Below are 22,331 nucleotides of genomic sequence, written 5' to 3'. Positions count from 1 at the left end.
GGCGGCGCCTCTCGCTAGGGAGATCCTCATGGATCGCATTCTTTATACGGCCGGCGGTGGCGCGAGCCAATCGATGGCGCAACAGGCGGTCAACAACCACAACCTGTCTAACGTCAGTACGCCGGGCTTTCGGGGCGAGTTGATGGCAATGCGCGCCGTGCCAGTCGAAGGCGAAGCTCGACTGCCCACGCGCGTGGCCTCGATGATGTCGACGCCGGGATCGAACTTCACGTCTGGTAACGTCAGCACGACCGGGCGCAGTCTCGATGTGGCGTTGCAGGGTGACGACAATTGGCTGGCGGTCCAGTCGCCCGACGGTGGCGAGGCCTATACCCGGCGCGGTGATTTCCAGGTTGACGATACCGGCTTGCTGATGTCTCTGGGCAACCCCGTGCTGTCCGATAACGGCCAAGCGATCGTGGTGCCGCTGGGAGGCGATGTCACCATCGCGCCCGACGGCACGATCAGCGTGTTGGAGCCGGGGCAGAACCCGGATGCGGTGGCACCGCTGGCCCGCCTGAAAATGGTGGCACCCGGCAACGAGAACCTGGTGCGGGGCGAAGATGGCCTATTTCGCATGACACCGGCGGAAGGCGAGGAATTGGCTGCGCCGGTGCCGGCAGATGACACGCTGCGCCTGGTGCCCGGTGCGCTGGAAGGCAGCAACGTCACGGCGACCGAGGCAATGATTACCATGATTGACAGCTCGCGGCGCTACGACATGCATATGAAGGTCATCGAGAGCGCTGATCAGAATGCCGAACGGGCGAACAGCCTGCTTTCCATCTCGGGCTAACGATTTCCCCTACCTGGCTCAGGTCGGTCTACCGCCCATTAATCTGCCGCCCGGTACATTGAAACGAGGTTTTCTCCATGATCAAGTCACTGTGGACCGCCAAGACGGGGCTCGAGTCGCAGCAGGTCAAGCTGGATGTCATTTCCAACAACTTGGCCAACGTCTCGACCAATGGTTTCAAGCGTTCTCGGGCAGTCTTCGAAGATCTGCTCTACCAGAACGTGCGCCAGCCCGGCGCCCAGTCTTCCGTCGTCGACACACTTCCGTCCGGGATGCAGGTTGGTACCGGTGTGCGGCCCGTCGCGACCGAGCGGCTGCACACGCAGGGCGGCCTGCAGAACACCGAGAACTCGCGTGACCTGGCGATCAACGGCAAGGGGTTCTTTGCCGTTCAAATGCCGGATGGTACGACCGCCTATACGCGTGATGGCAGCTTCCAGATCAACGAGAACGGTCAGCTGGTAACCGCGGGTGGCTACCCTGTTGATCCGCCGATCGTGGTGCCGCAGAACGCCCTGTCGATCAGTGTCAGTCAGGACGGTGCGGTATCGGTTACCCAGCCGGGGACCTCGCAGAACAACGAAGTCGGTCAGTTGATGGTAACGACCTTCATCAACCCGACCGGGCTTCAGAGTATCGGCCAGAACCTTTATCTCGAAACCGAGGCTTCCGGCCCGCGCAACGATCTCAACCCGGGCCTGGATGGTGCCGGTACGATCTATCAGGGCTACGTCGAGACCTCCAACGTCAACGTGGTCGAAGAGATGGTCAGCATGATCGAGACGCAGCGCGCCTACGAGATCAACAGCAAGGCTGTCGAGACGTCCGATGAGATGCTTGCGCGTCTGAGTCAGCTCTAAATGAGGTGTGAGATGTCGCATCCGACGCGCGCGGGCAAGGTAAACGGCGGCTCCCGCTTGGCGATTGCGCTGGCGCTTGTGGTCTTGCTGATACTGAGTGGCTGCGCGCAGATCCCGCGCCACTCGGTGGTCGAGAACTCCGATCCGGTGGAGATCCCGACGACGCCGCCGACGCAGGCGAATGGCTCGATTTATCAGGCCCGTTTCGGATTCCAGCCGCTGTTCGAGGACCGCCGTCCCCGACAGGTCGGTGACATCATCACGATCGTGCTTAACGAAGACGTCAGTGCGAGCAAGAACTCGGCGGCCAACGCCTCGCGCAATGGTTCCACTGCGCTGAACCTGGCGCAGATTCCTGAAGCGCTCGACTTCCTCGAAGACTATGGCATCGACATGGCGGGCGAGAACGTGTTCAACGGCGCTGGCGGGGCGAATGCCAACAATACTTTCACCGGGAGAATCACGGTGACGGTCTACAACGTGCTCGCCAACGGGAACCTGATGGTGCGCGGCGAAAAGCAGATCGCGATCAACCAGGGGACCGAGTACATCCGGTTCTCCGGTGTGGTCAATCCACGTGCGATCAGCGGCGCCAACACGGTGCCCTCGACCGAAGTGGCCGATGCCCGCATCGAGTATATCGGTGATGGCTATATCAATGAGGCGCAGACCATGGGATGGCTGCAGCGCTTCTTCCTCAACATCTCGCCGTTCTGATGACTATGACCTCAATACGCCGCTTCACCTTCGCCAAGAGCCTGCTGCTGCTGATCGCACTCGGTTTCAGCATCGGTGCGCAGGCGCAGCGCATTCAGGAACTTGCCAGCTTCGCCGGGGTGCGTGATAACCCGCTGGTCGGCTATGGGCTGGTTGTCGGTCTCGACGGTACGGGCGACCAGACGACGCAGGCGCCTTTTACCGGACAGAGCATCACCAACCTGCTTTCTCAGCTTGGCGTGACGGTGCCGGAAGGCACCAACATGCAGCTTCGCAATGTCGCTGCGGTCATGGTGACCGCCCAGCTGCCGCCGTTCTCTCGGCAGGGCCAGGAAATCGACGTGACGGTGTCGTCGGTCGGTAACGCGGACAGTTTGCGCGGGGGAACGCTGCTGATGACGCCGCTCAAGGGAGCGGACGGCCGCGTTTACGCACTGGCACAGGGCAACGTCTATATCGGTGGTGCCAGCGCTCAGGCTGCGGGGAGCAGCGTATCGATCAATCATCAGTCCGCCGGTCGCATTCCCGACGGGGGGATCGTCGAGCAGGAGGTGCCGCTGCGGCTCGGCACGGCAGATGGCACGCTCGACCTGTTTCTCAAACGCTCCGATTTCGAAAACGCGCGTCGGGTCGTCGCGGCGATCAATCGGGAGTTTGGGGCGCCGATCGCGGCGGCGCTGGATGGGCGTACGGTTCAGCTCAAGCTACCCGGTGACAGCAATTCCCGAGTCAGTTTCCTGGCTAGAGTGCAGTCCATTGATGTGGCCACCGACCGGGGCCCGGCGAGGGTCGTCGTCAATTCGCGTACGGGTTCGGTGGTGCTGTCCGATACGGTGACGTTGAATCGGGCGGCGGTGGCGCATGGCAATCTGTCGGTGGTGATTGACGCCAACCCCATTGTGAGCCAGCCCAATGCGCTGGCGGGCGGCGACACGGCTGTCGTGCCCAACGCGGATATCACGGTTCAGCAGGAGGGCGGTGCGTTGCAGATGCTGGAGACCAGCGCCGACCTGATGGACGTGGTCAATGCGCTCAACGCGCTGGGAGCGTCTCCACAGGATCTGATGTCCATTCTGCAGGCGTTGAAGGCATCGGGCTCTCTGAATGCCGATCTGGAGATTATCTGATGGCGATTGGCAACGATCTCTCGGGGCAGTTCGCGCTGGATGTTCAAAGCGTCCAGCGGTTGCGACACAAGGCGGCGAACGCGCCGGAAGAGAGCCTTCATGAAGCGGCTCGCCAGTTTGAGGCTGTCTTTTTGCAGATGATGCTGAAAAGTATGCGCGAAGCGTCGCCGCAATCGGGCCTTATGCACAGTCAGCAGATGGACACGATGCAGTCGATGCAGGACCAACAGTGGGCCCAGGTGTTGGCGGGCAAGGGCATCGGCCTGGCCGAGCAGCTGGTGGCTCAGCTTCAGGGGAGTGGCTTGCCGGGGACCTCTGGCGGTAAAACAGCTGCCAATGAAGAAATTTCCAGCCTGATTGCCGGTATCCCGAGGGGGACGCCGCGAGTGTTGCACGATGGTCTGCGAATTCCGTCGCCAAAGAGTGAGTTAGCGCATCAGAACGCATCGCGTCAGATGGATGCCACGCCGAGTACAGGGGCTGCGGATAGCGCTCCCCAGACGCACCCGCCGCATGTGGCGGCCTTTGTCGATCAGTTAGCGGAGCCTGCACAGCGGGCGGAGCGATCCTCCGGTGTGCCCGCCTCTTTGATTCTGGCCCAGGCGGCGTTGGAAACCGGTTGGGGTCAGCGCGAAATTCCCACGGCTTCCGGCGGTAACAGCCATAATTTGTTCGGGATCAAGGCTGGCTCGAGCTGGGACGGGGAAACCACCACGATCACGACGACCGAATACGTCGCCGGCCGGCCGGTCAAGATCGCGGATCGCTTCCGTGTCTATGACTCTTACGCGGACGCTTTCGCCGACTATGCACAATTGATCGGCAATAATCCGCGCTACCGCGGTGTGACAGAGGCTGGTTCGCCCAAGGCGGCGGCGGTCGCTTTGCAGCAGGGCGGTTACGCGACGGATCCGCGCTACGCTGAGAAACTGCACACGATCATGGGGCAGATCGGCCCACTTGCGCCGACTGGCAGGGAGGCGCTGATGGCCGATGCCGGTAACATCGATCTCTTTGGACCGTCTCGCGTACCTAGCGCCATTTTCTGAGCAGGCGACGTGCGTCACACGTCGGCGGCGTTAACAAAACGTTGCGAAAGACGCCCACTGTCGACTCAAGTCTGCCTGTGGGGCGCCGATAAGAATCATAACCTTGCATTCAATGGCCGCGGCACTTGCGCGGCGTCTTTCAGGAATTCGACATGAGCCTGTATTCGATTGGACTCAGCGGCCTGCGCGCCGCCCAGAATGCGCTGTCCACGACTAGCAACAACATCACGAACGTGTATACCGATGGCTACAACCGTCAACTGACGTTGCTGAGCGAGAGCTCCACCGGCGGCTCCATGGGCAGCGGTGTCAACGTTGACGCCATTCAGCGCCAGTACAACGAATATATCTCGACGCAGTTGAATCAGGCGGAGAGTCGCCAGACATCGCTGGAAACGTATCAGACACAGATCAATCAGATCGACGATCTGCTCGCCGATTCCGATTCCGGCTTGAACGCGCTGATGCAGAATTTCTTTTCCAGCATCGAGGATCTGACAGGCTCGCCGGCGGACCCAGCCGCGCGCCAGGGGGTGTTGGGCAGCGCCCAGAGCCTCGTCGCCCAATTTCGGTCCTACGACAACTATCTGACAGATATGCAGGATGGCATTAACAGTCAGGTTGGTGACGTGGTGACCCAAGTCAACAATCTGAGCAGTCAGGTTGCCGATCTCAACCGGCAGATCACGGTGGCGCGTGCTCGCAGTGGTGAGGAACCCAATTCGCTGCTGGATCAGCGCGACAAGTTGATCAACGATATGAGCCAATTGGTCGACGTGGACGTCACGGTTCAGGATGGCTCCACCTACCAGGTATCGCTCGGAAACGGGCTTTCGCTGGTGGCCGGCAATCGGGCCTATGAGCTGGCGGCGATACAGGATCAAGCCGATCCGGAAGCCGTGACTGTGGGCTATCGCGATGGCAGCAACAATGTGCTGCAGATCGACGAGGGAGTGATCGGCGGCGGAGAGCTGGGCGGTCTTCTGAGTTTTCGGCATGACACGCTGGACGGCGTACAGAATCGTCTCGGTCAGTTGGCCATCTCCGTTGGCGGTAGTTTCAATGCCATTCAGGAGCAAGGCTTCGATCTTGACGGGGAGGCAGGCGAAGCGTTCTTCAGCCTTGGTGCCCCGACAGCGAAATCCAACGACCGAAATCGCGGCGATGTCGAAATGGCGGTGCGTTTTACCGGCGATGACGCCGTGGCGGCGGGCGAGACGCGGAGCTACAGCGGTGTCACTGCCGACGATTACCGAGTTACATTCGAGGATGGCAACTATCAACTCGAGAATCTCACCAGTGGTCGCAAGGAAACGCTGACGCTCGACGGTGATGAGCTGCAGTTCGGCGGCGTGACGGTGACGGTCTCCGGCACGCCTGAGGAGGGAGACTCCTTCCTCGTCCAGCCGACGCGTAACGGGGCTTCCGGATTTGACGTCGCTTTTACCGACACTAGCAAACTGGCGGCCGCCGGTGGCGAATATTCCGGCAGTGGTGACAATAGCAATGCATTGCGCCTGTTGGATCTGCAGCAGAGCAATCTGGTCGGCGGGCGAGCGACTTTCAATGCAGCCTATGCGTCGATGGTTAGTAGTGTTGGCAATCAGACCGCCATCACCCAGGCGAATCTCGCCACCCAAGAGGGTCTGCGTGATCAGATCTATAGCTATCAGCAGGCGGAGTCCGGCGTGAACCTGGATGAAGAGTACGCCAACCTGATGCGCTATCAGCAGTACTACTCGGCCAATGCTAAGGTGATCGAAGCAGGTACCACCACGCTGGATACCATCCTTGGCCTGCGCAGCTGAACTAGCCGCTCGATAACGACGACTGAATGATAGCTTCTCGATAGGATCGGGAAGCGAGAGAGGAGAGAGTCATGCGTGTTAGTACGGTGATGATGTTTGAGCGTAGCGTCAACTCCATGAACCGTCAGCAGGGCGCGTTCATGGATGTCGGCGAACAGATCGCTTCCGGCAAGCGCGTTGTCCGACCCTCGGATGACCCCCAGGCGTCCTCACGTGCGATCGGTGTGTCTCAGTCGTTGGCGGCGACCCAGCAGCACAGCGATAGCCGAGTGACCGTTCGCAACTCGCTGAGTCAGGAGGAAAGCGTGTTGGGGAGTGTTGCCGACGCACTGACGCGAGCCAAGCAGCTTACGGTTCAGGCAGGTAACGGAACGCTTACCGATGCTGATCGTGAATCCGTGGCAGCGGAACTCCGTGGTGTCTACGAAGCGCTGATTGGTCAGGCAAACTCCACGAATGGTAACGGCAGCTACCTGTTTGCGGGGTACCAAGATGACGCTGCGCCGTTTACCCAAAACGCCGACGGCGCTGTCGAGTATGCTGGATCAGACTCTATTCGGCAGCAGAAAGTCGACTCGTCACGCTTGATGGAAGTCGGTGATACCGGTCGCGACGTCTTCCAGAGCGTGACCTCTGGTGCGTCACAAGTCGCTCGGGCTGGTGATAACCAGGGAACGGTGACATTTACAGGCCCTTCGATCGCAGACAGTAGTGCAGATCGCTACGGAGAGACGTTCGATCTTGAATTCAGTGTGGATGGCGATGGAAATGTCACCTATCAGGCTTACGATGAGGATGGCAACCTGGAAGACCGGCCCTATGAGTCGGGCAAGGCCATCGAGCTTAATGGTGTTCGATTGACTTTTGAGGGGCAGCCAGTCGATGGTGATAAGTTCACGGTAGGGCCGGCGGCAGACGCCGATCCGGACATCTTCACGACGTTGGAAAATATGCTCGGTGTTCTCGAAAATCCGCTCGACTCCGACGCTGACCGTGCCGCGTTTACCAACACGCTGTCGACTTCCAGTCGTCAGCTCGATAACGCACTCGATAACGTGCTGACAGTACGGGCTTCGGTCGGCGCACGACTCAACGAGCTGGATACCTTGGACAGTGTCGGTGCCGATCGCAATATTGCCTACGAGCAGACGCGTAGCGACCTGATCGACCTGGACTACAATACCGCGGTATCCGACTACATGCTGCGCCAGGTCGGCTTGCAGGCCGCGCAGCAGGCGTTCATGAATCTGCAGGGGACATCGCTGTTCGAGATGATGTAGGGCAACTCGGTTCTTCCAGCCCGGCCCAGCCCGCCTTCTTGCCAAGCCCGCGTTCGCGCGGGCTTTTGTCGTTGTTTGGCCATGGCCGTTGCGAATAAAAGATGCCGTGACCACCGCTAGCCTTATCGGGCTCACCAAGATTCCGTCGTGCGCTGTCGAAGGGGCAGGCTAGCGAGATAGACCGAGATGGCGTGCAAGTTACCTGAATAGCTCAGGGATAGCTCTTGGGTAGCACCGCGATGGGGATGGCGCCGGGGGATCGACAGTCAGCTGCCGTTGGCGCCGCTCATCTGTTCGATTATGCCCTGCATGAACTGCAGCTGTTGACTGAACAGGTCGCCCCAGAAATTGCCGAGGCTGGGGATCAGAGCGGTCATCAGGACCAGTCCGGCGGTCAGGGTCATGGGAAAGCCGACCGAGAAGATCGACAGCTGCGGCGAGGCGCGATTGAGTATCCCCAGCGAGAGGTTGATCATCAGCAGGGCCGTCATGATGGGCACGGCCATCAGCATGCCGGATGTGAATATGGTTCCGCCCCAGCGGGCTAGCGTCTCGGCGAAACTGGCATCGATGGAAGTCGTGCCGATCGGCAACATCTCGAAGCTCCAGGCGAGAATCTCGAGGGCGATCAGATGACCGTTCATCGCTAGAAACATCAGTAGCGTAAACATCTCCAGAATGCGGGACAGGACCATGGTGTTGGTCCCTGAATCAGGCTGGTAGAAGGTCGCAAACCCGAGCCCCATCTGCATGCTGATAAATTCGCCGGCCGTTAGGACCACCGCAATCATGATGCGCAGTACCAGCCCCATGGCGACGCCGATTAGTATCTGCTGAACCATCAACCCGAGCCCTTCGAGAGAGACAATCGGAATGGTCGGCATGGCAGGGAGCGCAGGGGCGATCGCTACGGCAATGCCGACGCCGAACAGCACGCGAACCTGCCTCGGCAGGCTCGGCATACTCCACAGGGGGGAGGCCATGGTGAAGGCGAGGATGCGCAGGGTGGGCCAGAAAAAGAGCTGGAGCCACCCTTGCCACTGGGCGTAGGTGATATCGATCATCGCCGTGGCGGTTGCTTAGTTGACCATCATCGGGATGTTCTGGAAAACCTGGGTCGTGAAGTTGGTCAGCAACTGGATCAGCCAGGCGCCGGAGACGATCAGCATGGCAAAGACGCCGAGAATCTTGGGGATGAAAGAGAGCGTCATTTCGTTAATCTGGGTTGCTGCCTGAAAAAGACTGACCAGCAGGCCGATAGCCAGCGCCGTGAGCAGTAGAGGGGACGCCACCATCAGTGTCAGTTTCATTCCCTGATAGGCAAGACTCATCACCATTTCCGGTGTCATCGTCATCTCCTTCGAGCCGGATGGCGGCTCATGACATGTAGAAGCTCTGGGTCAACGAACCGATCAGCAGTTGCCACCCGTCGACCAGCACGAAGAGCATCAACTTGAATGGCAGGGAAATCGTCGCCGGCGGTACCATCATCATCCCCAGTGCCATCAGCACGCTGGCGACGACCAGATCGATGATCAGGAATGGGATGAAAACCGTGAAGCCGATCTGGAACGCGGTCTTCAACTCGCTGGTGACGAAGGATGGCACCAGAATACGCATGGGAACGTCTTCCGGCCCTTGAAGGTCCCCGATGTCGGCGATTCGTGCAAACATCGCCAGGTCGGCCTCGCGGGTCTGTGCGAACATGAATTCTCGGAACGGCTGGCTGCCACGTTCGAGCGCCTCCTCCATGGAGATTTCGTCGGCCGAGAAGGGCTGCCAGGCTTCGTCATAGACCCGGTCGAGCACCGGCGACATGATGAAGAACGTCAGAAACAGTGCCAGTCCCAGCAATACCTGCGTCGGCGGTGCCGAAGGGGTTGCCATGGCGGTGCGCAGCAGCCCCAGCACAATGACGATGCGCGTGAAGCAGGTCATCATCAGCAGCATGGCCGGCAGGAAGGCCAGCGATGACAAGAACAGTAGCGTCTGGACGCTCAGCGACCAGCGCTGGCCACCGTTGTCGAGGGGTTGGCTGATGATGCCGGGCAGCGCTTGCGCTGCAGCCCATTGACTCACGGTCAGGCCTAGCAGCGTGATTAGCGCAAGCAGCAGCGGCTTGCCAAAAACGGCGAGTCTCAAGAGTCCGCTCCACTGTCCGGCCGGCGCTTCAGGGACTGGCTCGCGTTGTGTCGCAAGGCCTGTCCCAGCCGAGTAGCGAAACTGCCACTCAACGGCGTGTCCGTTTTCTCGGTGGTGTGAGACGGTTCGGGGGGCGGTGTCAGGGTATCCAGTTTGCTGACCTGGCCGCTGCCGACGCCAAGCACCAACCAGCGATCCTCAACTTCCACGATGACCACTCGCTCGCGTTGGCCAACGGGGGTGCTCGCCACGACGCGGAGGTGCTGGCCGCCGGCACGGCGATTCGGTCCCAGGCGCTTCAGCAGCCAGGCGCAGAGGAGAATGATGCCGACGACGACGAGTAGGGACAACGCGGTCTTGCCAAGCAGCAGCAGGCCCATGCCGTCACTGCCGCCGGCAACTTGAGCGGACTCTCCGTTCATCGATTCAGCTTCTGCACGCGTTCGGAGGGTGTCACGATCTCGGTAATCCGAATTCCATACTTGTCGTCGACCACCACAACTTCGCCCTGCGCGATCAGATAGCCGTTGATGAGAATATCCATCGGTTCGCCGGCAAGTCCGTCGAGCTCCACGACGGAACCCTGGGCGAGTTCCAGCAGCTGCTTGATGGTAATTCGCGTACGACCCAGTTCAACGGACAGCTTGACCGGGATATCCATGATGATATCGAGATCCCGGCTCTGGCGGGGATCGCTACCCTGATCGAACGAGGGAAAGACCTCTTCTCCGGGCGACGAGAAAGCCGCAGTCGGTTCGGCCTTCGGCTCTGGTTCGGCCTTCGGCTCCGGCTGGCTTGCTGCTTCGGCTTCCTCCTCCTGCGCCTCGGGGTCGACGCCCTGTTCCGCCATGGCTGCGGCCCACAAATCATCGGGATCGAGGTTGTTGTCATCGGTCGATGCGGGTTTCTGATCATCACTCATTGTCGAAGTCCTTCATGGCGGAGTACGTACCATGGTCAATAAGATGCTTCACTTTCAGCGCACGCTGGCCGCGGCGCGTGCCATATTCACAAGCCATGACGGGTACCCCGTCGACGCGAACGTTGATCGTTTTGGGAAGTTCGATCGGTAGAATGTCGCCGACCGAAAGCGAGACTACGTCGCCCAGCGTCGAGGGTATCTCCGAAAAGTCGGCAATCAGCTCGACTTCTGTCTGCCTTATCTCGCCGGCCAGTCGCGACTCCCACTGGGTATCCTCGCTACCGTACGCACCTATCGGACTGGAGAGCACGTCGCGAATCGGTTCGATCATGGAGAAGGGAATGCAGATGTTGAAATCGCTTGCCAGATTTCCGACCTCGAGATGGAAGGTGCTGTTGACCACGATCTCGTTGGGCGAGTTGGTGATGTTGGCAAAGCGAACCTGGGTTTCCGAGCGCATATAGTCGGTTTCCACTGGATAGACCGACTTCCAGGCATCCTCGTAACCTTCCAGAGCCAGCGACATGAGACGCTGGATGATGCGTTGCTCCGTCGCCGTGAACTCCCGACCGTCCGATTTGGTCAGGAAACGACCATCTCCACCGAACAGGTTGTCAACCACCATGAAAACCAGGCTCGGCGGAAATACCAGCAATGCCGTGCCCTTGAGTGGCTTCAGGCTGATCAGGTTGAGGTTGGTCGGTACCGGCAGATTGCGCGCGAATTCGCTGTAGCTCTGATAGCGAACACCCGAGACCGTGATATCGGCGCTACGCCGGATCAGGTTGAATAGGGCGACGCGAAAAAGCCGGGCAAAACGCTCGTTGATGATGTCCAGCGTTTGCAGGCGTTCGCGGATGATCCGGTGCTGGTTGGCAGGATCGAATGGCCGCATAGGCCGCTCGCCGGAGGCATCCTCGGTCTTTTTCTTGTCGTCGTCGCCGCTGACGCCGTTGAGTAGGGCGTCGATCTCTTCCTGCGACAGCAAATCTTCTTGGGACATGGGGAGCCTGGCGCTGTCTATTGCACGATGAAATCGGAAAACAGCACGTCATCCACCGATAACGTCGGCTGCGGTGTGGTGATCGGGTCGTCGAACAGCCCAAGAATTTCCTGTTTCAATTGCAGCTTGCCTTGGGGCCGGATCAGCTCGTCGGCGCTCTTGCCCGACATCAGCATCAGCAGGCGGCTACGAACTTCCGGCATGTGCTGGGTCAGGAAGTCGCTGGTCGCCTGGTCGCTCACGCGCAGCGAGAGGCCGACATAGAGCAGTCTGTCGCCATAATCGCTTTGCAGGTTCACTGTGAACGGTGCGATTGTCACGAAGATCGGCACCGGGGGCGGGGGCGGTGTCTCCTCGGTGACCTCGGCACTGCCGGCATTGCTGCGCGAGTCCAGAAAGAAAAACACTGCCACCGAGCTGGCGACAGCCAGCAGAACGATCAGTAGTCCGATCACGATCAGCGAGCGCCCTTTGCGGGGCGAGGTTTGCGTTGCGGCCATTGCGTCTGCCATTTCGGTAATCCCAGGAAGTTGCAGGCGATTATGCGGTGGTTACTTGCCGGTCGATCGACGGAAAAAGGCGCTTCCGTTCGGTCAACTTCTCCTTTCATGATGACGGGGGGAGCAAGCGATCCATTCACCGTATAGCGGATAGGCGCGGGCGCCTACCGGACGCCCGCTCAGGAGTTATCGGCAGTGATGGCTAGGCATAGAGGTTGATGTTGCCGTTGTCGACAAGTGGGATCTGTCGGGCTGTCACCGTTTCGTCACCCACCGAGGTGCCGATGCCACTGCCGAGACCGTCACCGCCCGCGAAGCGTGGCTGGTCGCCGGACTGGTCCTGTTGTTGGAACTGCCCCTGGTCGCCAACCATCGCCTCGCCAAGCGCGATGCCGCTCTGCGCGAGCGCCTCACGCAGTTGCGGGATGGCGGCTTCGATCGCGGCCCTGACCGGAGCATGGGCGGAGAGGATTTGCAGCTGCGCCTGCTGATCCTGGACGGAGAGGCTGACATTCAACGGCCCGAGGTCGCGCGGATTCAGGTGTAGCGAGACCTGTTGGTCGCCACGCTGATGCATCTGCAGAATCTGCTGGCCGAACGAAGCCGGCCACTGCGGTGAGTTGACGGCGACCGGTATGGAAGCGCCTGGCGCCGCAGTCGAGGTGGCGGTTGTTGCCGTTAGCCCCAATGCCGTGGGCTGGACGGCGGGCGCGGAATTAGGGGTTGCCGAAACCTGTTCGGCATGGCCGCCGATCAAGTCCCGAAAGGCTGCGCCATCCCCAGTTGTCGTCGACGTGTTACCCGCCAATTTGGCCGTGGCCTCGGTCACCGCGGCGGCCAGGGAAGAGGCCCCCTTGGATGTCGCGGTATCCTGGCCGCTTTTGGCTGCCAGTGTCTCCAACAGCGATGGCGTCGTTGTCGCTTCCTGACGAGACTGGAGGCCGCGGTTGCCGCTCAGGCTGGCGTCTAGGCGAGGGAATGGCTCGCTATCGCCTTCGATACTGGCCTGCGCCGTGTCTTTCAATAGGGTTGGCATCGCCTGTGTTGTGGCGAGGACACTATTCGCTCCCCGAGCCGGGCTGCCATCGGTCGAGATGGCTGGCGTCTTGCCGGAGGCGGATGCGGCTTGCGGGCTGTTGAAAAGTGCCAGGGCAGCCAGGGCCGCCAGGGCATCGGCAGGCAGGTCTGACCCATCGTCGGCCTTGGCCAGCGTCTCGGCGTCGAAATTCTTCAGCGGCGAGTTCTGTGGCAGGCTGTCGAGCCACTGCTGCAAAGCGTCAATATCCTCGGGTAGAGACGTCTCTGCCAGTCGTGCGTCGAGAAGATCATCTTGGCTGTCACTCATGTTTGCCTTGACTGTCTCCTGAGGCGCGACCGTCTTTTGAGACGTCTCCTGTTGGACACGGCCATCAGACGGCGTGCCCGCCACCTCTCTGTTATCTGTCTTCTGTCCCTGGCTAGCCGGCGTGCCCGAGGTCTGCGGACGAGCCCGTGCGTCTTCAGCTTGCCGAGCGCGCTGCATGGCATCCGAAAAGGGCGAAGGGGATGCGCTGTCGTCGCCACCGCGAGCGCGTTGGCTGTCTGCCGGTCGCGCGGATTGCGACGTCAGGGTCGTGAGCTGTGAGATATCCATGGGCGATGCCGTCTCTACAAGATAGTGGGGCGATCCGTCGGAAGGGAACGGTCAGTCGAAGTGGCTCATTTCCTGCTGACGGCGGCGGAGCTGTGCTGCCATCTCGTCGCTCTGGCGCTGGTCCTGGCGCGCCTCGATACGTGCCTGCGCGCGTTCGCCGCGCGCATGCAGCGTCTCGTAGGCATTGAGCTTACGGCGCTCGCCCTGCCAGCGCTGTACGCCTTGGTCGACATGCTGCTGCTGTGCGCCTAGCCGGCGCTTCTGCTGTTCGATGGCCTGGTCCAGCGAGCCGATAAATTGCTGATAGTCTTGCCATCGGCGCGATGAGACACCGTTGGACAGACTGTCGTGCAGCCGCTGTTGATACTCGTCGCGATAGCGTTTCAGCTGGGCGAGCTGAACTTCGGACTCCTGCTGTTGACGCCGTAGGCGCCCCAGGTCCTCGACTGCCTTGTCGCTGGTGCGTTGGGCGAGATCGCGGAGCATCTCCATCGCTTGCATGTTGGCCAAGGCTTCTCCCTCCGGTCTGTCGGAATGGTTTGCACAATGTCGACCCACTGCCATTGTCGGGGCATTGCCGTCGAACCAAAGTCGCGATTAGCGGGAAAAAGCCGGGCTTTTTCGAGGTGAAGCCGGTGTCAGCCTGCGGGAGGGATCAAGCCATCCAGTACTTGTGCTGTCGTGCCGATATCCGAGACTTCATCCATGCGCTGTTGTAGAAACGTTTCGAGCCGGGGATAGAGGGCAACAGCCCGATCCAGCTGAGGGTCCTGACCGCTTACGTAGGCGCCGACGTTAATCAGGTCACGGTTGCGCTGGTAGCGCGAGATCATCTGCTTGAATCCCTGTGCCTGGCGGAGGCGGGCGCCATCGACCACTGCCGGCATGGCACGACTGATCGAGGCTTCGATATCGATGGCAGGGTAGTGACCGCTCTCGGCGAGCTGGCGGGACAGTACGATGTGGCCATCGAGAATGGCTCGGGCGGAATCGGCGATCGGATCCTGCTGGTCGTCGCCCTCGGCCAGCACGGTATAGAAGGCAGTAATTGACCCGCCTCCGCGTTTGCCGTTGCCGGCGCGCTCGACCAGGGCGGGTAGCTTGGCGAAAACGGAGGGGGGATAGCCCTTGGTGGCCGGCGGTTCGCCAATGGCCAAGGCTATCTCGCGTGCCGCCATCGCATAGCGGGTCAGCGAATCCATGATCAACAGCACATTCATGCCCTGATCGCGAAAATCCTCGGCCAGTCGAGTCGCGTAAGAGGCGCCTTGCATGCGTTGTAGCGGGGAGGTGTCGGCCGGGGCGGCGACGACGACGGCGCGTGCCAGCCCGTCGTCGCCGAGGATATTCTCGATAAAATCCTGCACCTCGCGCCCGCGTTCGCCGATCAAGCCGACGACGATCACATCGGCGTTGGTAAAGCGTGCCATCATCCCCAGCAGCACGCTTTTGCCGACCCCGGAGCCGGCGAACAGCCCCATGCGCTGGCCACGGCCCACCGTCAGCAGGCCATTGATGGCACGAACCCCGACATCGATGGCGGTATCGATCGGTGCGCGGGCGAGGGGGTTGATCGGTGGCGTTTCCAGCGGGGCGTGTGGGCTCTGGTCCAGCGGGCCGAGTTCGTCCAGTGGGCGGCCGTTGCCGTCGACGACGCGTCCGAGCAGGGTCTCCCCGAGCGGAAAGCGGCGGGCACTGGCAATGTCCAGGCGGTTGCCGCTCAGCGCGAGCACGCGGGCGCCGGGCAGCAACCCGCTCGTGTCCGCCAGTGGCATCAGAAATAGCTTTTCGCCAGAAAACCCGACCACCTCGGCTTCGGCGAAACGTTCCGCCTCGTTGGAGGACAGCTCAATCAGGCAGGCGCTGCCCAGTGGCAGCCGGATGCCGGTCGCTTCCAGTACCAGACCGGTAGCGCGAGTGACCCGCCCCTCGTGGCGGTAGCGTGAAAGCGATTCGACACGATGACTGACCTTGTCGAGCGTTTGTCGCCAGTGTCGTGCGTGGTTGGACTCGTCGCCCTGCGACGACGCGCTTTGCGTGTCACTCATCGGCCGGAGGCTCGCTGTCTTGTGCCGATGCCGTTTTGCGTCGCCGTCGGCGTTGATCCAGGACGGCGCGCCACTGCGTATCGAGTGTGGCGTCCAGTCCGCCGCTGGCACTGGTGGCTCGGCAGCCGCCGCGTTCCAGGCTTGGGTCGGCATGACACTCCCAGCCGGATGCGCTCAGCGTGTCGCCGATAGCTGCGGTCACCAGGGGGAGGTCATCAGGGTGTAGCCACAGCCTGGGCTTGCCATTGAGACTATTGTCCGCCGCTAGCAGATCGCGCACGACCGAGACGATATGTTCGGGATTGGTCTGAAGCGATTCACCGGCCAGCTGCCGGCCGGCGATCAGCGCCAGCTCCACCAGTTGGTCGGCGACATCTTCGTCGAGCTGGGCCAAGGCCTGGGTAAAGGTCTCGGCCAGCGGCGCAAGGGGTTTGAGTGTCAGGTCGAGGCGCTTATGGAACTCGAGCTCTGCGGCGGCTTGAGCGGCAGCCTGTCCCTCACGGTACCCTTCGGCATAGCCAGCCTCGTGGCCTTCCGCGCGGCCTTGCTCGTAGCCGCGCTCGCGGGCCTGCTCGGCAGCTTCGCGGCGTTGACGCTCTTCGGCGGCACGCTGTCGCCGATAGCGCTCGGCTTGCAGGGTGCCGTGGCCGGATTGTTCGTCGCGCGTCTCAGTCGGACGCTCGAGGTCGTCCATCTGCCAGCGATGCCAGCGGTCGTCTGCCGGTGTCGGCAGGGGGCGATGACTGCGATCAGACGTAGCCATCGTCGCCGCCGCTCAAGGTGATCTCGCCGGAGTCCGCCAGGCGTCGGACCACACCCAGAATCGTCTTTTGTTCGTTTTCGACCTGCGAGAGGCGAACCGGTCCGCGGTTCTCCATATCTTCGCGCATCAGCTGTGCCGCACGTTGTGACATGTTGCGCGTGAACTTCTCGATGAGGGCTTCTTCGGAGCCGCGTAGCGCGATAACCAGCGAGTTGGTTTCGACCTCGCGCAGGATAAGCTGGATGCCGCGATCGTCGATATCGAGCAGATTTTCGAACAGGAACATCTCGTCGATGATCTTCTGTGCCAGATCTTCGCTGTGCGCGCGGACAACGTCGATGACCCGCTCTTCCTGGGTAGAGTTCATCAGGTTGAGGATCTCCGCCGCCGTTCTCACGCCACCCATCTTGCTGCGCTTGAGATTGGTGCCGTCGAGCATGTTGCCAAGAACCTCGGTCAGTTCCTGCAGGGCGGCCGGCTGCACGCCGCTGAAGGTGGCGATGCGCAGCATGATGTCTTCACGCAGCTTGTCGTCGAACAGCTCGAGAATATCGGCGGCCTGGCCGCGCTCCAGGTGGACGAGAATCGTGGCGATGATCTGCGGATGCTCGTCACGAATCAGTTCGGCAACCATCGACGCCTCCATCAGATTCAGCGAATCGATGCCGGACGCCGTATGGGTCGTCTCGAGAATGTCCTCGATCAGGCTGCTGGCACGCTCGCTGCCTAGCGCCTTGGTCAATACCGAGCGAATGTGCTCATTGGTGTGCAGGTTAATGGCAGTAAACTGCTCGGCTTCGTTATGGAAGTCCTGCAGGACGGCGGCCATCTCCTCATGGGAGACCTGGCCGAGCCTGGCCATCTCTTGGCTGATCTCCTGCACTTCGTTCGTGGCCAGGTATTTGAACACCTCCGCCGCGCTGTCCTCATCGAGTGACAACAGCAGGATGGCACCGCGCCGCGCGCCGCTCATGTCGCTTTTCATGACTTCTCCATCCAGCTTCTGACCACCATGGCTACGAGTCTCGGATCTTCCAGCGCGATCTCTCGAGCATCCTTGAGATCTTGCTCGTAGCCCGAGGAGCGGCGACGACTGCGCTCTTTCGGTGACGGACGCGCCGACATCTCGTCATCGCTGCCCGCTTCGCCGATTTCCTGATAGCTGGCCGCGCCGGCCGCCGCGCTGGCAGTGGCGGCCATGGCGGCGGCTTTCTCGGCCGGCACTGCCTCGCGGGTCTGGCGACGAATCAGCGGCTTGACCACCTTGAACCAGAGGAAGAGGGCGGCCAGCGCAACGATCAGGTACTTGAGCGCACTCTTGGCCAGGCTCCAGACTTCCGGCGTCTGCCACCACGGCACGGCTTCGTAGGTCGTTTCGCTGATGCGGAATGGGCTGTTGACGACCTCGAGGGCATCGCCACGTACCTCGGAGTACCCCATTGCCTGGCGAACGAGGGCGCGAATCTGTGTCATCTCGTTATCGGTCAGCGCCACCTGCGTGGCTTCGCCATCTTCATCGAGGCCGTCGCGATAGTTGACCACGACGGCGACGGACAGGCGTTCGACGCCACCGACGTGCTGTTTGACATGCTCGACGGTGCGGTCGACCTCATAGTTGACCGTGCTGTTGCGGCGTACCTGGCCGGTGTTCGACGAGTTGTCTTCGGTCTGCGTGGCTTCCCCTTCTTCGTCCTGCCCGTCGTCGTTGCCATCTTCAGCGTCGGCCTGGGTGCCCGGTGCGTTGATCGGAGACGCGGCGGTTCCCGGTGGCTGGTTGCTGAGTGCCCCGGGGACCCCCATGGCGAGATCGCCGTTGCTCTGATAGGCACTGCTGCTTTGTTCGCTGCGCACGGCAGCCTGATTCGGCGGCTGGTTGGGGCCATAGCGCTCGGCCGTCTGTTCGCGCTGGGAGAAGTCCACCTGGGCGGTGACCTGAGCCTGGACGTTGTCGGCACCGACGATTGGCGACAGGATATCTTCAATTCGCTTGGCGTAGCCCTGTTCCAGGTTGCGCACGTAGTCCAGCTGAGAGCCGTCGAGTTGAGTCCCTTCGCTACGCGACCCAGTCAGCAGGTCGCCATTCTGGTCGACAATCGTGACGTCATCGGTCGACAGCTGCTGCACGCTGCTGGAGACCATATGGACGATAGCGCTGACCTGGCCGTCGCTGAGCGTACGGCCAGGCTGGAGATCGAGTACGACAGATGCACTGGCGGGTTCGCTCTCGCGCACGAACACGGAAGGCTTGGCCATCGCTAGATGGACCCGGGCGCGGGCGATACTCCCCACGGTCGCAATGGTGCGTGCCAGCTCGCCTTCCAGAGCGCGCTGGTAGTTGATCTGTTCGGCGAATTGACTAATGCCGAAGGCTTGGTCATCCATCAGCTCGAAGCCGACACCGCTCGCCTGGGGCAACCCCTGCTCCGCCAGGCGCAGGCGCAGGGGGCGAACCTGATCCGCCGGGACGAGCAGCGCTTGTCCACCTTCGCTGAATTCATAGGGCACCCCCATGGCATCCAGCTGATTGATGATGCGGCCGCCATCGGCATCGGTCAGCGTCGAGTAGAGCACCCGGTATTCCGGGGCGCGCGCCCACATCAACAGGACGGCGACGATAGCGATAGCAGCCGCACCGCCGACGATCAGCGGGATTCTGGGATTGCTCTGCAGCTTGTTCAGCCAGTCTCGGCCGCCGCTTGGCTTTGCCGTGCCTCGGGCCGACTGCGCGGAAGCATTCTGAGTGTCATTGGACGTTGTGGCCGTGCTCATGACGGTCTCCGCTCAAGACACATGGTTCGACTCGACAACATGGCGGTGTTCCGATCCCTGCAACGCGTCTGCTCATCCGGAGCCGGGCGCGTCCGGCACTCTTCTGCCATGACGAGCCCGGTCTCGGGGCGTAAATTCGATGGCAGCCATTATGTGTTGCGCTGTCGACGGCGAAGGTGGGAAAAGCCGATGTTTTCGCACGCATTTACGCCAATGGTTGTAGTGGGGGGGTTGGTAGGCTGCGAGCGTCGAATCCACTGGCGGCATTCCGCTCGCCTCACAGGACAATCGCGATGAGCACTCCAGGCATTCAAGCCGCGCTGCAACAGATGCAGGCACTATCTACCCAGGCTTCCGGACAGGCCAGTCCGACGAGCGTTGCCGAGGGCCCCGGCAGTTTCGCCGGCGAGCTCCAGGCCTCCATCGGCCGTATCAACCAGATGAAGGTTGCCGCTGCCGACCAGGCAAAGGCATTTCAAGCCGGTGATCCCGATGTGGCGCTAAACGACGTGATGGTCGACATGCAGAAGGCGAGTGTCGCCTTCGAGATGGGGCTGCAGACCCGAAATCGTCTGGTCACGGCCTATAAGGACGTCATGGGCATGCAGATCTGATGTCACTTCGCGCCTGATTGGCAGCACTTACGACTCACGTCAACAGTGCTCTCGGATCAGGCGCGTCTCGGAGCATGGGTCTCGTAGACAACGTAACCCTCCTATTTGTCCGCTCCGGAAAGCGTCGAGCGGGCAATTGCCGTTCATGAACCTGATCGCGATGCCGTGGCCGACCTATCGGAGAGTCGCCGTCGCGCTGAAGCCTGAACACCGCCGAGACTGAGCAGCAGTTCGTCTACTTGGCGGCGCCTCGGCCTTGCTTGTCGCACCAGCCTGCCTAAATCACCATCGACCAGCGGAATTGGGGAATAGCACGAGCTGGCATCCGGTATCTGTCGCATCTCTACCGCGTGGCGGTAGCCCCCAGCTCGCCACGATAAGCAGGCCGCATCCCAATACGGTCAAGCCTTGTGATGGCCGGCATGACGAAACCGGTAGCCCTTGGCAGGGATAACCGCGACAGGACAACAGCTGCCGGAGTAGCCTCTTTCTTGACTTGGCCGCCATTGCGGCTGCCATGGTGATGCAGGCGTTGAACGCTCGTGGTATGGCTCTCTGGTAGCCGATGTGGCAAGCGGATTGCCATCTTCTCGTGGCGCGTAATCCAGCATGACGCCATTCTGAGGGTGCCGGTGGCATATGGGGCCCGCCGGTGTGATCCACGATACGAGGACGTCATGAACGATTTACGCATCACGTTGTTGCAGTCCGACCTGATCTGGGAATCGCCGGCGGCGAACCGTGAGGCGCTGGATCGTCTCATGGGGACGCTGGATGGCGGCCAGACAGACCTGATCGTGCTGCCGGAAATGTTTGCCACCGGTTTCAGCATGGACGCCGAACGCCTAGCCGAGTCGCCAAATGGCACGACCGTCGAATGGTTGCAGCGTCAGGCCAGGGAGCGGCAGTGCGCGATCACCGGAAGCCTGGCGATCACGGATCGGGGGGACTGCTTCAATCGCCTGATCTGGGCGCCGCCCGAGGGGGAAGCGCAGCACTACGACAAGCATCATCTCTTCCGCATGGGCGCGGAGCCGGCCTATTACACGGCGGGGACAGCGCGTCAGCTGGTCGAGTATCGAGGTGTACGATTTCTGCTTTCTGTCTGCTACGACCTGCGTTTTCCCGTCTGGCTGCGGCAGCAGCCCGTGCCACCCAATACCTTTGAATATGACGTGCTGCTGTGTGTCGCCAACTGGCCCGCGCCGCGACGTCATGCCTGGCGCACGCTACTGCAGGCGCGAGCGATCGAAAATCTGGCCTATGTGGTGGGAGTGAACCGTGTGGGGCAAGATGGCAATGGACTCGACTATGCCGGTGACTCTCTGCTGGTCGACTTCAAAGGGGTGCCGCTCGTCGATCATGCGGCGGGGCAGGCGTTCGTCGAGACCGCGTCGATCTCGCCTCAATCGCTCGCGGCGTTTCGCGATAAGTTCCCGGCATGGCAAGATGCGGACCGATTTTCATTGGGAGTATGACGTATGCGTCTGGATCGATTCTTGAGCGAAGCCACCGAACTGACGCGCAGTCAGGCCAAGCGTGCCTTGAAGTTGAGGGAGGTTAGCGTTGACGACGTGGTGGTGCGGGATGGCGCGAGTCAGGTTTCCGATACTCAGACGGTCCGCTGGCAGGGGGAGGTGCTGGAGCGTATCGGTTGGCGCTATTTGATGCTGCACAAACCGGTCGGTGTCGAGTGCTCACTGCGTCCCACGCATCATCCATCGGTGCTTGATCTGATCGATATTCCTCAGCTGGATCGCCTGCATCCGGTCGGAAGGCTGGACGTTGAGACGTCCGGGCTGCTCTTGATCAGCGACGATGGCAAGTGGACGCACCGTGTGACCTCGCCCAACCGGGCCTGCGTGAAACGCTATCGAGCGACCCTGGCCGAGCCGATTTCAGACAAGGATGCGGAGCGTATCGCGCGGCGCTTCGAGGCCGGGCTGACGCTGCAGGGAGAAGACCGTCTCACGCGGCCGGCAACCTTCGAGCGTATCAGCGAACGTGAAGTACTGATCGGCGTGACAGAGGGGCGTTATCACCAGGTGCGCCGGATGATGACTGCGGTCGAATGCCCGCTGGTCCAGCTGCATCGTGAGGCGATCGGACCGCTGGAGTTGGATCCCGACCTGGAGCCCGGCGAGTGCCGTTACCTGCGTCCGGAGGAGGTGGCAGCGTTCTGATGCGATTCACCTGCCTCACCTTGCGGTGAGGCACACTCGCCGTAGGGCTGAACCGAGTCGTATACCAATGCCTTTTATACCGTTATCTTACTCATCCCGATAAGGGTGGCCTAGTGT

General features: G+C 61.2%; 23 protein-coding genes. 10 read left to right on the top strand and 13 right to left on the bottom strand.

Features of this window, described 5'->3' with window-relative positions; genetic code table 11:
• The first annotated feature begins 28 nt into the window (after positions 1 to 28).
• The 7 genes from MC381_RS12990 (at position 29) to flgL (ending at position 7,637) form a co-directional block, all read left to right on the top strand.
• Positions 29 to 796 (top strand): flagellar basal-body rod protein FlgF, encoded by a 768-nt coding sequence (locus MC381_RS12990; protein ID WP_251978179.1) that lies wholly within the window; start codon positions 29 to 31, stop codon positions 794 to 796.
• Positions 797 to 873: 77 nt separating this feature from the next.
• Positions 874 to 1,656 (top strand): flagellar basal-body rod protein FlgG, encoded by a 783-nt coding sequence (flgG, locus tag MC381_RS12985; protein ID WP_251978178.1) that lies wholly within the window; start codon positions 874 to 876, stop codon positions 1,654 to 1,656.
• 12 nt (positions 1,657 to 1,668) lie between these two features.
• Entirely contained in the window at positions 1,669 to 2,373 is a 705-nt protein-coding gene (locus MC381_RS12980; protein WP_251978177.1) for a flagellar basal body L-ring protein FlgH, read from the top strand.
• Entirely contained in the window at positions 2,373 to 3,500 is a 1,128-nt protein-coding gene (locus tag MC381_RS12975; RefSeq protein ID WP_374708174.1) for a flagellar basal body P-ring protein FlgI, read from the top strand. The genes MC381_RS12980 and MC381_RS12975 overlap by 1 nt, the downstream gene beginning before the upstream one ends.
• Positions 3,500 to 4,549 (top strand): flagellar assembly peptidoglycan hydrolase FlgJ, encoded by a 1,050-nt coding sequence (gene flgJ / locus MC381_RS12970; RefSeq protein ID WP_251978175.1) that lies wholly within the window; start codon positions 3,500 to 3,502, stop codon positions 4,547 to 4,549. Before MC381_RS12975 ends, flgJ begins: the two co-directional genes overlap by 1 nt.
• A gap of 152 nt (positions 4,550 to 4,701) precedes the next feature.
• Complete coding sequence (flgK, locus tag MC381_RS12965) at positions 4,702 to 6,357, top strand: flagellar hook-associated protein FlgK (RefSeq protein WP_251978174.1); 1,656 nt, start codon at positions 4,702 to 4,704, stop codon at positions 6,355 to 6,357.
• 71 nt (positions 6,358 to 6,428) lie between these two features.
• Positions 6,429 to 7,637, top strand: a complete 1,209-nt coding sequence (flgL, locus tag MC381_RS12960; RefSeq protein WP_251978173.1) for a flagellar hook-associated protein FlgL — start codon at positions 6,429 to 6,431, stop codon at positions 7,635 to 7,637.
• Between the two features lie 266 nt (positions 7,638 to 7,903).
• Here flgL and fliR read toward each other — a convergent pair whose 3' ends face one another.
• The 13 genes from fliR to fliF all read right to left on the bottom strand — a co-directional run bounded on the left by fliR (position 7,904) and on the right by fliF (position 19,417).
• Positions 7,904 to 8,701 (bottom strand): flagellar biosynthetic protein FliR, encoded by a 798-nt coding sequence (gene fliR / locus MC381_RS12955; RefSeq protein ID WP_251978172.1) that lies wholly within the window; start codon positions 8,699 to 8,701, stop codon positions 7,904 to 7,906.
• Between the two features lie 15 nt (positions 8,702 to 8,716).
• Positions 8,717 to 8,986: a flagellar biosynthesis protein FliQ gene (fliQ, locus tag MC381_RS12950; RefSeq protein ID WP_251978171.1), complete on the bottom strand. Its 270-nt coding sequence runs from the start codon at positions 8,984 to 8,986 to the stop codon at positions 8,717 to 8,719.
• 28 nt (positions 8,987 to 9,014) lie between these two features.
• Entirely contained in the window at positions 9,015 to 9,752 is a 738-nt protein-coding gene (fliP, locus tag MC381_RS12945; protein WP_251978481.1) for a flagellar type III secretion system pore protein FliP, read from the bottom strand.
• A gap of 23 nt (positions 9,753 to 9,775) precedes the next feature.
• Positions 9,776 to 10,201 (bottom strand): flagellar biosynthetic protein FliO, encoded by a 426-nt coding sequence (gene fliO / locus MC381_RS12940; RefSeq protein ID WP_251978170.1) that lies wholly within the window; start codon positions 10,199 to 10,201, stop codon positions 9,776 to 9,778.
• Complete coding sequence (gene fliN / locus MC381_RS12935) at positions 10,198 to 10,701, bottom strand: flagellar motor switch protein FliN (RefSeq protein ID WP_251978169.1); 504 nt, start codon at positions 10,699 to 10,701, stop codon at positions 10,198 to 10,200. Before fliN ends, fliO begins: the two co-directional genes overlap by 4 nt.
• Positions 10,694 to 11,704 (bottom strand): flagellar motor switch protein FliM, encoded by a 1,011-nt coding sequence (fliM, locus tag MC381_RS12930; RefSeq protein WP_251978168.1) that lies wholly within the window; start codon positions 11,702 to 11,704, stop codon positions 10,694 to 10,696. The genes fliN and fliM overlap by 8 nt, the downstream gene beginning before the upstream one ends.
• A gap of 17 nt (positions 11,705 to 11,721) precedes the next feature.
• Positions 11,722 to 12,216 carry a flagellar basal body-associated protein FliL gene (gene fliL / locus MC381_RS12925; protein WP_251978167.1) on the bottom strand — a complete coding sequence of 165 codons (495 nt, stop codon included), beginning with the start codon at positions 12,214 to 12,216 and terminating at the stop codon, positions 11,722 to 11,724.
• A gap of 190 nt (positions 12,217 to 12,406) precedes the next feature.
• Positions 12,407 to 13,549 carry a flagellar hook-length control protein FliK gene (locus MC381_RS12920; protein ID WP_251978166.1) on the bottom strand — a complete coding sequence of 381 codons (1,143 nt, stop codon included), beginning with the start codon at positions 13,547 to 13,549 and terminating at the stop codon, positions 12,407 to 12,409.
• A gap of 339 nt (positions 13,550 to 13,888) precedes the next feature.
• Entirely contained in the window at positions 13,889 to 14,338 is a 450-nt protein-coding gene (gene fliJ / locus MC381_RS12915; RefSeq protein ID WP_251978480.1) for a flagellar export protein FliJ, read from the bottom strand.
• Between the two features lie 137 nt (positions 14,339 to 14,475).
• Positions 14,476 to 15,885, bottom strand: a complete 1,410-nt coding sequence (gene fliI / locus MC381_RS12910; RefSeq protein ID WP_251978165.1) for a flagellar protein export ATPase FliI — start codon at positions 15,883 to 15,885, stop codon at positions 14,476 to 14,478.
• Positions 15,878 to 16,648, bottom strand: a complete 771-nt coding sequence (locus MC381_RS12905; RefSeq protein WP_251978164.1) for a flagellar assembly protein FliH — start codon at positions 16,646 to 16,648, stop codon at positions 15,878 to 15,880. The genes fliI and MC381_RS12905 overlap by 8 nt, the downstream gene beginning before the upstream one ends.
• The gene (gene fliG / locus MC381_RS12900) at positions 16,635 to 17,633 is read right to left on the bottom strand and encodes a flagellar motor switch protein FliG (protein ID WP_251978163.1); all 999 of its coding nucleotides are present in this window, start codon (positions 17,631 to 17,633) and stop codon (positions 16,635 to 16,637) included. The genes MC381_RS12905 and fliG overlap by 14 nt, the downstream gene beginning before the upstream one ends.
• Entirely contained in the window at positions 17,630 to 19,417 is a 1,788-nt protein-coding gene (gene fliF / locus MC381_RS12895) for a flagellar basal-body MS-ring/collar protein FliF (protein ID WP_251978162.1), read from the bottom strand. The genes fliG and fliF overlap by 4 nt, the downstream gene beginning before the upstream one ends.
• A 293-nt stretch (positions 19,418 to 19,710) precedes the next feature.
• Between fliF and fliE the strand changes: the two genes are divergently transcribed.
• From fliE to MC381_RS12880, 3 genes are all read left to right on the top strand, one after another.
• On the top strand, positions 19,711 to 20,031 hold the full coding sequence (gene fliE, locus MC381_RS12890) for a flagellar hook-basal body complex protein FliE (protein ID WP_251978161.1): 321 nt from the start codon (positions 19,711 to 19,713) through the stop codon (positions 20,029 to 20,031).
• 677 nt (positions 20,032 to 20,708) lie between these two features.
• Entirely contained in the window at positions 20,709 to 21,509 is an 801-nt protein-coding gene (locus MC381_RS12885; RefSeq protein WP_251978160.1) for an amidohydrolase, read from the top strand.
• A 3-nt stretch (positions 21,510 to 21,512) separates the two neighbouring features.
• Positions 21,513 to 22,214 carry a 16S rRNA pseudouridine(516) synthase gene (locus MC381_RS12880; RefSeq protein ID WP_251978159.1) on the top strand — a complete coding sequence of 234 codons (702 nt, stop codon included), beginning with the start codon at positions 21,513 to 21,515 and terminating at the stop codon, positions 22,212 to 22,214.
• The last annotated feature ends 117 nt before the right edge of the window (positions 22,215 to 22,331 follow it).

Origin of the sequence: Salinicola avicenniae, from assembly GCF_023736115.1 — a bacterium.
Classification (GTDB): domain Bacteria; phylum Pseudomonadota; class Gammaproteobacteria; order Pseudomonadales; family Halomonadaceae; genus Salinicola; species Salinicola avicenniae.
The sequence above is the reverse complement of the archived record's forward strand: the minus strand, read 5'-3'. Positions and strand labels throughout refer to the sequence as shown.